Origin of the sequence: Lactiplantibacillus paraplantarum (genome assembly GCF_003641145.1) — a bacterium.
Taxonomy (GTDB): Bacteria; Bacillota; Bacilli; order Lactobacillales; family Lactobacillaceae; genus Lactiplantibacillus; species Lactiplantibacillus paraplantarum.
In genome coordinates, this window is record NZ_CP032744.1 from 3045656 (window position 1) to 3058382 (window position 12727).

10 protein-coding genes are annotated in these 12727 nt (G+C 45.2%); 3 read left to right on the plus strand and 7 right to left on the minus strand.

Annotated elements, in window-relative coordinates:
- Window positions 1–5: 5 nt before the first annotated feature.
- A complete protein-coding gene (locus LP667_RS14940; protein WP_021730068.1) occupies window positions 6–2057 on the minus strand; it encodes a beta-galactosidase in 2052 nt (683 codons plus the stop codon).
- 246 nt (window positions 2058–2303) lie between these two features.
- Here LP667_RS14940 and LP667_RS14945 point away from each other — a divergent pair, with 246 nt between their 5' ends.
- Window positions 2304–3314: a LacI family DNA-binding transcriptional regulator gene (locus tag LP667_RS14945; protein WP_021730069.1), complete on the plus strand. Its 1011-nt coding sequence runs from the start codon at window positions 2304–2306 to the stop codon at window positions 3312–3314.
- Between the two features lie 133 nt (window positions 3315–3447).
- On the opposite strand, the gene LP667_RS14950 is transcribed toward LP667_RS14945, so the two are convergent.
- The 6 genes from LP667_RS14950 to LP667_RS14975 all read right to left on the minus strand — a co-directional run bounded on the left by LP667_RS14950 (window position 3448) and on the right by LP667_RS14975 (window position 9581).
- Entirely contained in the window at window positions 3448–4056 is a 609-nt protein-coding gene (locus LP667_RS14950; protein WP_021730070.1) for a Fic/DOC family protein, read from the minus strand.
- A complete protein-coding gene (locus LP667_RS14955) occupies window positions 4053–4499 on the minus strand; it encodes a helix-turn-helix domain-containing protein (RefSeq protein WP_021730071.1) in 447 nt (148 codons plus the stop codon). Before LP667_RS14955 ends, LP667_RS14950 begins: the two co-directional genes overlap by 4 nt.
- A 241-nt stretch (window positions 4500–4740) precedes the next feature.
- On the minus strand, window positions 4741–5748 hold the full coding sequence (locus LP667_RS14960; RefSeq protein WP_080235531.1) for a LacI family DNA-binding transcriptional regulator: 1008 nt from the start codon (window positions 5746–5748) through the stop codon (window positions 4741–4743).
- 137 nt (window positions 5749–5885) lie between these two features.
- A complete protein-coding gene (locus LP667_RS14965) occupies window positions 5886–7349 on the minus strand; it encodes a UDP-glucose--hexose-1-phosphate uridylyltransferase (RefSeq protein WP_021730073.1) in 1464 nt (487 codons plus the stop codon).
- Window positions 7349–8353 carry a UDP-glucose 4-epimerase GalE gene (gene galE / locus LP667_RS14970; RefSeq protein WP_021730074.1) on the minus strand — a complete coding sequence of 335 codons (1005 nt, stop codon included), beginning with the start codon at window positions 8351–8353 and terminating at the stop codon, window positions 7349–7351. Before galE ends, LP667_RS14965 begins: the two co-directional genes overlap by 1 nt.
- A gap of 64 nt (window positions 8354–8417) precedes the next feature.
- Entirely contained in the window at window positions 8418–9581 is a 1164-nt protein-coding gene (locus tag LP667_RS14975; protein WP_021730075.1) for a galactokinase, read from the minus strand.
- A gap of 282 nt (window positions 9582–9863) precedes the next feature.
- Between LP667_RS14975 and LP667_RS14980 the strand changes: the two genes are divergently transcribed.
- Together LP667_RS14980 and LP667_RS14985 are read left to right on the plus strand one after the other, a co-directional pair.
- Window positions 9864–11744 carry a glycoside hydrolase family 2 TIM barrel-domain containing protein gene (locus LP667_RS14980; RefSeq protein WP_021730076.1) on the plus strand — a complete coding sequence of 627 codons (1881 nt, stop codon included), beginning with the start codon at window positions 9864–9866 and terminating at the stop codon, window positions 11742–11744.
- Window positions 11728–12687 (plus strand): beta-galactosidase small subunit, encoded by a 960-nt coding sequence (locus LP667_RS14985; protein WP_021730077.1) that lies wholly within the window; start codon window positions 11728–11730, stop codon window positions 12685–12687. Before LP667_RS14980 ends, LP667_RS14985 begins: the two co-directional genes overlap by 17 nt.
- The last annotated feature ends 40 nt before the right edge of the window (window positions 12688–12727 follow it).

Below are 12727 nucleotides of genomic sequence, written 5' to 3' on the forward strand. Positions count from 1 at the left end.
CTTAATTATTTATTCATCATATAGACTTGAACACCATAACTGGCCAAAGCTTGCTTGCCACTGACCACTTGATTCTCAAAGATCTGCTGTAGCGGCACTTCAAGTGTCACCGTCGTTGGTCGATGACTAAAATTGATCACGAAGTAATAGCGCGTCGTCGCATTCTCTCTAACTTGAATACTTACCTTGGCATTCGCTTTGATCACCGGCAAGGCCGGTTTAAGTGCCAAACTTGTGGCAAGCCGTTCATAGAAAGCATCCAAGAAGTCAGTATCGGTCCGCGCAGCCAAATAATACGCCGCTCCCTGGCCCAATTGATTGACTGTTACAGCCGGCGTTCCAGCATAAAAGTCTTTTTGATACGTGCCGAGGACTTGTGCCGTTGTCGTCTCAACTACATCACAATAATCATTCACTTGATACGCTTGGTGATAAGCAGTCAACGCATTATGTTGTTGCGGATATAATGTGTCAGTTTCCTGAACTTTAATCCCGTAAGTTGCTTCTAAATCAGCTAAACCATCACCTTGATAGGCTAAAAAGTCATGATCAACGACGCCCGTAATATAGGTGCCAATCAGATGGCCACCCTGTTGCACATATGCTTTAAGCTTAGTCGCAAACTGGGCGCTCATCATGAAGTGCATCGGATCAATCACCAAATCATAGGCCGTCAAATCATCAGTAGTCGCAATAATTTCAACTGGAATATCATGTTTCCAGAAATACTGGTAATGTTCTTGAATCGTGCGCCAATACTTTTTAGTTTCGTTAGCGTAGTTGCGGGCATCATCTAACCCCCACATGTTGTCATAATCAAAGACAATAGCGACTTTAGCTGCAGTTCTGGTTGTTCCATGCGCGGCCTGTAAGCTTTGTAAGTCCTGACCGACTTTTTGAACGTCCTTAAATGCCCGCGTGTTTGAGCCACGATGGTTAGCAATGACGGCGCCATGAAACACTTCAGAAGCTCCTAATGATTGATGTAGTTGGAAATATAAAACTGAGTCGGCCCCATGGGCAACCTGTTGCAAGCTCCCCATTTCGTGCATGCCTGGTCGTTTGGCACGATTATATGGGTGCCAATTAACCTGTGACGGTGTACTTTCCATAATCAAGTAGTTATCATGCTTGAGGCTCCGCATCACGTCATTCATCAAAGCAGTTTTCATTGCCAAGTGGGCCGTACTTTCGTAACCATTACTCCAATTAGGATATGAATCCCAACTCACAATATCGACATGCTTCGCAAACTTCTGATAGTCTAAATCATAAAAGACGTGTGATTCTGATGGGTTGCCACCCATAAAATTGGCTGTCACAGGGATGTCAGGTGTCAGCGCTCGTAACGGTTTGATCTCATTATCAAAAAAGTCAATCGTCCGGTCAGTTACAAAACGATGCCAATCCAGGTTAAGTCCCATTACATTCGTATCACCCAGTGGCGACGGTGCCTGAACCTGATCCCAACTTGTATAATCATGACTCCAAAAAGCACCACAGTAAGCATGGTTCAAATTGGCTAACGTTTGATACTTCTTTTGAACCCATTGACGAAAGGCCTGCTGGCACAAATCACAGTAACAAGCACCGCCATATTCATTAGAGATATGCCATAGCAGCAAGCTTGGTCGTTGACCGTAACGTTCCGCCAACTTCTGGTTAATCATTTGAACCTTTTCTCGATAAACTGGCGATGTGTAACAGTGATTATGTCGCTCGCCGAATTGGTTTCGCTGTCCGTGTGCATTGACACGTAACACTTCTGGATATTTCTCAGCCAACCATCGTGGGCGAGCCCCGCTTGGCGTCGATAAAATGATCTTAGTGCCTTGAGCTTCGGCACGATCGAAAATTTCATCTAACCAGCTAAAATCATACTGCCCCTCAGCAGGCTCTAACTTGTCCCAAGCAAAGATTCCCAACGTCACCGTGTTTAACTTAGCAGTCTTAAACGCTTTAAAATCCTGCTTAATCACCTCGGGCTGGCCAAGCCACTGGTCTGGATTATAATCACCACCATGCAAAAATTCTGTTGTCTTTAATGGATTGGACATTCAAACGCACCCTCACTTCTATCAACTTAATTACACTTTAACAGCTCTTATGATAAGCGCTTTCATTAACGAATGTAACCCGTTTTACTAAAATAATTACTAAATATTGGTAAACAAAATTTATGTTTTGTTTATTCTCATTACTGCTTTAACTACTGAGAACGAAAGCGTATTATTATGAGTGAAGCTAATTAGAACTAGTAATGATTTGTTTATCAATAAATGTTTCGAAAGGAGTCCCTGATTATGCCAACCATCCGTGAAATTGCCGCTAAGGCGGGTTACTCCCCAGCAACTGTATCACGGCTACTAAATAACGATCCCTCATTTTCAATCTCGGATCACGCCCGCAAAAAAATATTGCAAACTGCGCAAAACTTAAATTATGAACAGCCCAACACGACTCACGGACTTGCTTATCAAGTTGCCACGATCTTCGCTGTTCAACCGAAACAAGAACTTGAAGATATTTACTTCAGCAATTTACGTCAGAGCCTCGTTGAGCACGGAAAGCAGGCCAACCTAAAGCTCACCTTTTACCCAGACATTGACCATATTCCTAGAGACATAGATGGTGTGATGGCGGTAGGCGAATTCAATCATGACGCGCTCCAAAAGTTATGCGCACTGACACCGCATAGAATCTTCGTTGATTCCAACCCCGATCCACATCACTTCAACTCGGTGCAACCCAATCTCCAAGCCATCACTGAAAATGCCATCGACCAACTGATTGCTGCGGGCGACACCCCCATTGGCCTCATTAACGGCGGCTACTGGAATAAAGATCAACAAGTCATTCATCAACAAGATCCGCGCCAAAAATACTTTGAAAGTCGGCTACGCGAGTTACAACTATTTGATTCGCGGTTCCTATTCATCGGTGGCGAATTCTCCGTTGCCAGCGGCTATCGCTTGGGACAACAAGTCGTACAATCGTTGAGTAAACAAGCATTGCCCAAAGGGTTCTTAGTCGGTTCAGATCCGTTGGCCGTGGGTGTCTTACAGGCTTTCAATGAAAACAAAATCACAGTCCCCACCGATACCGCAATTATTAGTATTAACGATATCGACATTGCACGCTACGTTTCACCACCATTGACGACTTTCCACATTGATACAGACGACTTAGCCGCACAGGCCATCACAACATTGAAAGATACGATTATTTTTGACCGTCCACAGAAGCGAATGGTATTAGTTGACGCTAAATTAGTTTACCGAAAAAGTTTTGTGAAACCGGCGGGTAAATCATAATAGTCCTCACACTCAGTTAAAAATACGTTCTAAACTAAATCTCTGCCTAAAAAATCAGATAGATGACTGAGACATATCCTAGTCATCTATCTGATTTTTGAGTTAAATTCAACTTGTCCTATCACAACTGTTTTTATTTACTCTTTTGTTTCAAAATATCCATAAACACCTGTGCCATCATTTCAGCATCATCCTGAATTGACGCTTGCATGTAAGCGTCCTGCTGTGCCTGGGTATAGTTGATGCCAAAACCATGCTGCCAAGCCAAGACCTCAGTAAACAGCCGCGTTGTGCGACCATTACCTTCCCGAAACGGATGAAACATGTTGATTTCGGTGACAACTTGTCCCAACGCCTGTGCAAGCTGTTCCCGGTCATTCGGTAACATCGCAAAATTATCGAGTTGGCGTTGAATATCCATTTCAGCATTACCAAATAAAGACACCGGGTGGAAAAACGTCACCACGCCATTCGCAGTCTTGTTGAAATCAACTTCGCGATAGTGACCCGCCCAGTCGTAAATTTCGCCGAGCAAAAATGCATTAATCAGTTTCAATTCTCCAATTTGACGTCCCGTCAATTGCCGAGAGTCTGGTAGAAGATAGTGATTGCGAGCTAATTGCTGTTGTCGTTGCGTACTCACTTTGTACTCGATTTTCTGCAAAGTAGTCGCTTCAGTAATGCCCAAGCGATTTTTCAGAGTTCCATTTGGTTGTAGGTAATCCGCCCATACTTTTTTCATTCAACTTTCCTATTGGTCGAAGTACGTATCTTTGCCAACATCTCTTGTGCACTAATCGGGCCTTCGTCATAGAAACGACGAGCATCTTGGACATCTTCCTTAGTCGGTTCAAAACCTTCATACATGTTACTGATAATTGCATTCATGGTCGCCCGGTATTCCTCTTGATTCCGAAACTGCACACCCATGATAGTGAACTTCTGATCATCGTGTTCTAAATACATAATCGTATTCTCCTCCTCGAGGTTTGTCAGCGCGGTATACACCGCATCGTCCGTAGCCAAAATCTGAATCAAGCGTACCGCGGTGCCACTTGGTTGGTAGTCCGCTTGTTCCCAGTGCTGCACCGTTCTAACCGAGGTGTTGAGTAACTTTGCCAGCTTTGCCTGACTAATTTGGTAATGTTGCCGAATCTCCTTAAGGATTGTGGCGGTTGTTTTCATCTTCATCACCTCACTCACAATTATACCCTTGAAGGGTACAATTGTCGTTATTACGGCCTCACACCTTAGCAAAACAGACCAACTAATCAGAAAGCGACAGTATGACCCATCAACCCATTCACGCGCGCTATTCAATACTAACCCGTGCTCCATCAAAATCATGCAGCGCTTTTTTAACAATCCGAGTGGCACATTACTAATTACGATATTTTTTGCCAAATCTCACGAACACCCGATCACTTCATTTGGTGCTTTCACGTTCTACCAACGTCGTTCCCAGTTCAATGCGCTGGGCTGCTTGACGATCATCTTGGAACCAGCTCACCAACAAATCGATGGCCGTCTTGCCCATCAGTTCAGTCTCAACATTGACCGAGCTAATCTCTGGATACACATATTCGGCTAGTGTCGTATTATTGAAGCTAAACAACTTGACCCGCTGCGGCACAGCAATATCAGCTTGCTGTAACGCTTTGAGTGCACCGGCTGCCATCGGATCATTAGCGATAAAGAAAGCGTGTGGTAAGCGGTCACCTAACATCGCAATGGCCCGTTTCATCATCAGATAACCAGATTGACTAGTGTAATCACCAGCTAATACATACTCAGCATGATAGGCATGATGCCGCTGCAACGCCTGTTCAAAGCTTTGCTGACGTTGATTGGGAATCTCCACCTGCTGATCAGTGGACCACTCTTGGCCATAAATCATGCCGATATCCTGGATACCACGCCGCCAAAAATAATCAACGACGCGGTTAGTAGCAAACGTAAAATCAGTCACCACACTGCTGAATCCCTGAGCAAACTGATCGTCATCAACAAAGACAAGTTGTTTCGACAAACGACTCAACTGCTGCACTTGCGTCGGACTAAACTTGCCCACCGCCACAACCGCATCAATATCATCCCCGACCTGATCTAAATTATTCTGAAAGATACTAGTCGTCGTAAACCCGCACACTTGGGCTTGATGTTCAATTCCCTTACGAATCGCTAAATAATATAAGTCATCATGTTCTTGAGTCTTAGAATACCACTGAATCACAGCGATATTTTTCCGCATTAGCGCCTTTATATGCTGACGTTTACGCTTACTGTACCGCAGCTCGCCAGCAATCGTAAACACGCGCTTACGGGTCCGATCACTGACCGATAGTGTCTTGTCATAATTTAAGACCCGCGATACCGTCGCTAGTGAGACATCTGCTCGTTGCGCAATATCTTTTAACGTCACGGTCATCGTCATTCCTCTTTTCTCTTAATTAACACCAAATAACAAACGTGGGGCAACTGGGCGTAACACCATTTACCGCATAACTCAAACTCATCGGTAAATCGCGTCTGCAACACCCCGTTGCCCCACGTCTTTATTTGATTAACAACTTACTCGTGCATTGCTGTGACAAAACGATCAAAGGCTGCCTCACCAGTAGCGTCCCACTTAAAGACCCCAGCATCGGCCAGAACCCGGGCAAAGACGTTGCCGACCGCCGTATCAATGACAGTCGTCACGTTGTCAGCGGTGATGTCATTAGTGGCCTTCAATTGATCGGCCCAAGCTTGATGCATCGCGACCATTTGATTAGGCTGATCCAACAAGTATTTGCTGACTTCAGCCAATTCGGTCTTCAATCGCGCTGGTAAAATGGCTCGGCCCATCACTTCGATTAAGCCAATGTTTTCCTTCTTGATATGTTGGACATCCTGATGCGGATGGAAGATGCCATCTGGAAATTCAGCAGACGTCTGATTATCACGCAAAACGATATCTAATACGTAGTCATCGCCAACTTTGCGCGCAATCGGCGTCGTTGTATGATGACGTATGCCATCCGTATAAGCACGAACATCAACACTCTCGTCCGAATAATTCATCCACGTCTCATGAATCTTCACAGCGGCATCCGTTAACGCTACCAAGTCCTGACTCGTCAGCCGAATCGTCGACATTGGCCATTTAACAATTCCAGCCTTAACACCCGCGATACCTAACTCAATCGTACGTGCAATTGGCGCCTTCATCATTGGAAATTCGTGCCGACCACCTTGGTAATGTTCATGTGACAACATTGAACCCCCAACAATTGGCAAGTCCGCATTACTGCCCACAAAGTAATGTGGAAATTGCTGAACAATTTCAAGTAAGTTGGTAAAGGTTTGCCGGTTAATGACCATTGGCCGGTGCTCTTGATCCAAGAAAATCGAGTGTTCATTAAAGTAAGCATATGGAGAATATTGGAAGCCCCAAGTATTGCCGCCAAGTGTTAACCGAATAATCCGGTGATTACTCCGTGCTGGGTAACCGAGCCGGCCTAGATAGCCTTCATTCTGCATACATAGTTGGCAGAGTGGATAGCCATCTTGTGGTTGGTTACGTGCTGCCGCAATCGCTTTAGGGTCCTTTTCAGGCTTTGATAAGTTGATGGTAATCTCCAAATCACCAAACGGCGTTTTTGCTGGAAAGACCACATTTTTCGCAATGGCCCGCGTCTTGATATAATCATTAGCTTTGCTTAAGTTAAAGAAATAGTCGGTTGCCGCTTGCGGACTAACCTGATACTTATCCCAAAAACGTTGGTTCAATACGGATGGTAACGGGGTCACAAGATCCATCAATTGATCTGCTAAGATGTCCTCATCCGATTGAGTCGCTTCAATTTTACTATTTTGAATCGCCGTCTTAACTAGGGCGTCCGTTAAACTCGTTAATTGGTCATCAGTCGTTACAACTGGCTCGCCTTCACCAACCAAACCGAGGATCCGATTATGCACATAGATCCGGTCTAATTCAGTATATTGCGAAGGCGACGCGATCACCGCCGTGACAAATTGATCTAAACTCGTCATTATGCTCGGCCTCCCCGATCATCGTAGCCAGCCGGATGACTTTCTTTCCAAGTCCAGGCCGTCTTAATAATTTCTTTCACATCATCATATTGAGGTGCCCAGCCTAAAACAGTACGGGCCTTGTCACTAGCAGCAACTAACGTACTTGGGTCACCAGCGCGGCGTGGCGCCATAACGGCTGGAATTGGCTTACCAGTCACTTCACGCGCAGCATCCAACATTTGTTTGTTGGAGAAGCCGGTTGAAGAACCTAAGTTAAACGCATCGCTATCATGCCCTTGCTTCAAGTATTCCAAAGCCAAGATATGCGCATCGGCTAAGTCGACAACGTGCACATAGTCGCGAACATTGGTCCCATCAGGGGTTGGATAGTCGTCACCAAAAATCTGTAACTGATCACGTTCACCAGCTGCTACTTGTAAAATGATTGGGACGAGATGCGTTTCTGGTGCATGATCTTCGCCGATGCTACCATCAGGCTTAGCCCCCGCCACGTTGAAGTAACGTAAGGCCACGAACTTAATCCCGTAAGCCACATCTGACCAGTGCATGATCTTTTCCATCGCTAATTTACTTTCGCCGTATGGATTAGTTGGCACTTGTGGATCCGATTCCTTGATTGGCACCTGCTTAGGTTCACCATAAGTTGCTGCAGTCGACGAGAAGACGATTTTCTTCACATTGTGCTTAGCCATCACTTCGAGTAACTTAACCATCCCTGCCGTGTTGTTATCAAAGTACTTGAGCGGATCTTTCATTGATTCAGGAACAACTGAGAAAGCTGCGAAATGAATGACACCTTCAACGTTTTCTTGGTCAAACACGGTATTCATGAACGCCGTATCCCGGACATCACCTTCATAAAAACGCGCGTGTTCATTGACTGCTGCCCGGTGCCCCGTGACTAGGTTATCAACAACCGCCACGTCATACCCCTTTGCAACCAACCGATCAACTGCGTGTGAACCGATGTAGCCGGCACCACCTAAAACTAAAACTGCCATTCTAATTCCTCCTCAATATTTCTCAATGCTTACTGCTAATTTATATTTTAAATCAATGTTTTTATTAAAGTTCCTTAGGGCCGTCTGCGATTTCAGCAATGTAGAAATCAGCGTCGTAACCAATCGTGTCGCGATAAACTTTACCGACGTTTTCCTTAAAGGCATCAACTTGGTCCTTATCAACGATAGCAATACCACAGCCACCGAATCCAGCACCAGTCATCCGCGCACCAAGCACGCCTGGTTGTTTCCACGCTGTTTCGGCCAACGTATCCAATTCTTTCCCAGTCACTTCATAGTCAAAGTGTAGTGAAACGTGGGAAGCTGTCACTAATTCGCCAAAGGTCGTTAAATCATCGTCAGCCAAGGCCTTAGTTGCGCGAATGGCTCGTTGATTTTCGAAAACGGCATGGCGGGCGCGTTTGATCAAAGTCTCATCGTTGATTAAGTAAGCTGCTTCGTCAAACTGGTCGTTGGTTAAATCGCCAAGTGATTTGATGTCCAACTTAGTTTGTAGCCGGCGTAGTGCTTCTTCACATTCGGAACGACGTTCATTATATTTTGAATCCGCCAATTCGCGCCGTTTGTTCGTATTCATGATAACGATCACGTTGTTGCCTAATTTTACGGGTGCGTAAGAATAGTCCATGGTGTTGGTATCAAGTAAAATTGCTTGATCTTTTTTACCCATTCCAACAGCAAATTGATCCATGATCCCGGAGTTAACACCAACATAGTTGTTTTCACACTTTTGACCGATCTTAACAAGATCTAATTGGCTAATGCCGAGATTAAAGCCGGTGTTCAACATGATTCCAGTTAATAATTCAATTGATGCAGATGATGATAATCCAGCACCATCAGGCATGTTGCCATGAACGTAGAAATCAAAACCATGATCGAATTTAGCGCCGGTCTTAACAATTTCATCCATCATACCTTTGGGATAATTCGTCCAACCAGCGGCTTTGTCATATGACAGGTCGTTGACGTCAAACGTGACGATCCCAGCATCTGGAATATTAGCTGAGTACATCCGTACCGTCGTATCTGTCCGGGGTGCATAAACACCATATGTCCCGATTGTGATCGCACATGGGAAAACATGGCCCCCGTTATAATCAGTATGTTCACCAATCAAGTTGATCCGACCAGGTGAGAAAAAGACCCGTTCTGGTTTGGTATCAAAGGCTTCAGTAAACTCCTGTTTTAAGTCGCTAGTATTCATGAAAAATCCCTCCGTAATTTGTTTTACTAAAATTTTATTAATTTGACTATAATGCTTTTAACGGCAGTTGTCAACATCTCATTAACCCTTTAATATCAAATTTGGTAACGCTTTATAAATTTATGGAATTGTCACTTATAATTCTCACGCGGCCCCTTGCTGTTTTCAAAAGGCATCGTCATTTAGTTAAAATTTAACTAAAACGACATATACAAATTTAATATTTTGTTTTATGATAATTGTAAGCGTTTTTATTTTTGTAACTTTGAAAGGAGCTTCCTCATGCAAGCTAATCTTCAATGGTTAGATGACCCAGAAGTCTTCCGGGTCAACCAATTACCTGCACATAGTGATCACCGTTATTATCACGACACAGCAGAATTCAAAACGGGTAGTCGCTTCGTTAAGAGTCTCAACGGCGCTTGGCGCTTTAACTTCGCCAAGACCCCCGCTGAACGTCCCATTGATTTTTATCAACCCGATTTCGACGCGACCGACTTTGATACAATTCAAGTTCCCGGCCATATTGAACTGGCTGGCTACGGACAAATCCAATACATTAACACGCTATACCCATGGGAAGGTAAAATTTACCGTCGCCCACCGTATACCCTCAATCAAGATCAATTAACACCAGGCCTATTCAGCGACGCTACGGACAACACCGTCGGCTCGTACCTCAAAACATTCGATCTCGACGATGCTTTTAAAGGGCAACGTATTATCATTCAGTTCCAAGGGGTAGAAGAAGCCCTGTACGTCTGGTTAAATGGTCACTTTATTGGCTACGCTGAAGATAGTTTCACCCCTTCAGAATTTGATCTGACGCCGTATATTCAGGACCAAGGTAATGTTTTAGCGGTTCGGGTCTACAAACGCAGTACTGCTGCCTTTATCGAAGACCAAGATATGTTCCGCTTCTCTGGTATTTTCCGTGACGTTAATTTACTGGCAGAACCCACTAGCCATATTACCGATTTGGACATCCGCCCAGTTCCGAATGCTAATCTCAAAAGTGGCGAACTCAACGTCACTACTAAAGTAACTGGCGAATCAGCCACTTTAGCACTGACCGTTAAAGACCATGACGGGCGAGTCCTGACAGCCCAAACACAGACTGGTAGTGACAGTATCACCTTTGATACCATGTTATTTGACCAACTGCACTTGTGGTCACCATCAACACCGTATCTCTATCAATTGACAATTGAAGTTTACGATGCCGATCACCAACTCTTGGAAGTCGTCCCGTATCAATTTGGGTTCCGGACGGTCGAGCTGCGCGATGACAAAGTCATTTACGTCAATAATAAGCGGTTGGTGATCAACGGTGTTAACCGGCACGAATGGAACGCCCACACGGGTCGCGTTATCAGTATGGCCGATATGCGCGCTGATATCCAAACCATGTTAGCTAACAATATCAATGCCGATCGGACCTGCCATTATCCTGATCAATTACCTTGGTATCAATTATGTGACGAGGCCGGTATTTACCTAATGGCCGAAAACAACCTCGAATCGCACGGGTCATGGCAAAAGATGGGCGCTATCGAGCCTTCTTACAATGTTCCTGGCGATAATCCACACTGGTTAGCAGCGGTGATCGACCGAGCCCGTTCGAACTACGAATGGTTTAAAAACCACCCATCGATCATTTTCTGGTCACTTGGCAATGAATCATATGCCGGCGAAGATATCGCGGCGATGCAGGCTTTCTATAAAGAACACGATGATTCACGACTCGTCCACTACGAAGGTGTCGTCCACACACCAGAATTAAAAGATCGCATTTCTGATGTTGAAAGTCGGATGTACGAAAAGCCCGAAAATATTGCAGCTTACCTGGAGGATAATCCGGCCAAGCCATTCCTCGATTGTGAATATATGCATGACATGGGGAATTCTCTGGGCGGCATGCAATCATATAATGATTTGATCGACAAGTATCCGATGTATCAAGGTGGCTTTATTTGGGACTTTATTGATCAAGCGCTCTTCGTTCATGACCCAATTACCGACCAAGACGTGCTCCGATATGGCGGTGATTTCGATGAACGCCACTCCGATTACGAATTCTCCGGTGACGGCTTAATGTTTGCCGACCGGACGCCAAAACCAGCAATGCAAGAGGTGAAATATTACTATGGCTTACACAAATAATCAATTACACGTTATTTACGGCGATGGGAGTTTAGGGCTACAAGGGGCTAATTTCCACTATCTCTTTAGCTACGAACGTGGCGGACTTGAATCACTCGTCGTCAACGATAAAGAGTGGCTCTATCGCACACCCACGCCCATCTTTTGGCGGGCAACAACCGATAATGATCACGGTAGCGGCTTTTCAGTCAAATCCGCACAGTGGTACGCGGCCGATAAGTTCTCAACTTGTCAAGATATCGAATTGACGGTTGACGACCAACCAGTCACACCGTTACCAATCGCGCCACTCAATAACAAATACACGGATCACGAAATCGCCACGAAAGTTTCACTGGCTTACCACTTCGTTACCACGACCGTTCCTAGTACCATCGTCACAGTGACTTATACGGTGACGGCAGACGGTAAGATCAATATCGCCACCCATTATAGCGGTCAGTCTGGTCTGCCAGAGCTACCCGCATTTGGTCTGCGGTTTATCATGCCAACTACCGCGACTGGCTTTGACTATACCGGTTTGTCCGGCGAGACTTATCCTGACCGGCTGGCCGGCGCAACGCACGGACAATTTCACGTTGACAGTCTACCAGTCACACCATACTTGGTCCCACAAGAATGCGGTATGCACATGCAAACTGAACAAGTGACAGTAACGCGATCAACAACACAAAATAACGCTGATCATGACAACACACCGTTCAGTTTGACATTTAGCCAAGCCGATGCACCATTCGCTTTCAGCTGCCTCCCCTATACCGCCGCTGAGCTAGAAAACGCAACACACTTGGAAGAATTACCATTAGCGCGGCGAACGGTCTTATCAATCTACGGTGCCGTTCGTGGGGTCGGTGGCATTGATAGTTGGGGGACAGACGTGGAGTCGCCGTATCATATCCCCGCCAATCAAGACATTGACTTCAGCTTTAACATTCATTTCTAAACATTCATTTGATTCTAAAAGAACGCTCCGGCAAGTTATT

Excerpts from the sequence above, each read along its gene's own strand:
- LP667_RS14940 (WP_021730068.1), bottom strand. The coding sequence starts at position 2,057 with ATGTCCAATCCATTAAAGACAACAGAATTTTTGCATGGTGGTGATTAT.
- LP667_RS14945 (WP_021730069.1), top strand. The coding sequence starts at position 2,304 with ATGCCAACCATCCGTGAAATTGCCGCTAAGGCGGGTTACTCCCCAGCA.
- LP667_RS14950 (WP_021730070.1), bottom strand. The coding sequence starts at position 4,056 with ATGAAAAAAGTATGGGCGGATTACCTACAACCAAATGGAACTCTGAAA.
- LP667_RS14955 (WP_021730071.1), bottom strand. The coding sequence starts at position 4,499 with ATGAAAACAACCGCCACAATCCTTAAGGAGATTCGGCAACATTACCAA.
- LP667_RS14960 (WP_080235531.1), bottom strand. The coding sequence starts at position 5,748 with ATGACGATGACCGTGACGTTAAAAGATATTGCGCAACGAGCAGATGTC.
- LP667_RS14965 (WP_021730073.1), bottom strand. The coding sequence starts at position 7,349 with ATGACGAGTTTAGATCAATTTGTCACGGCGGTGATCGCGTCGCCTTCG.
- galE (WP_021730074.1), bottom strand. The coding sequence starts at position 8,353 with ATGGCAGTTTTAGTTTTAGGTGGTGCCGGCTACATCGGTTCACACGCA.
- LP667_RS14975 (WP_021730075.1), bottom strand. The coding sequence starts at position 9,581 with ATGAATACTAGCGACTTAAAACAGGAGTTTACTGAAGCCTTTGATACC.
- LP667_RS14980 (WP_021730076.1), top strand. The coding sequence starts at position 9,864 with ATGCAAGCTAATCTTCAATGGTTAGATGACCCAGAAGTCTTCCGGGTC.
- LP667_RS14985 (WP_021730077.1), top strand. The coding sequence starts at position 11,728 with ATGGCTTACACAAATAATCAATTACACGTTATTTACGGCGATGGGAGT.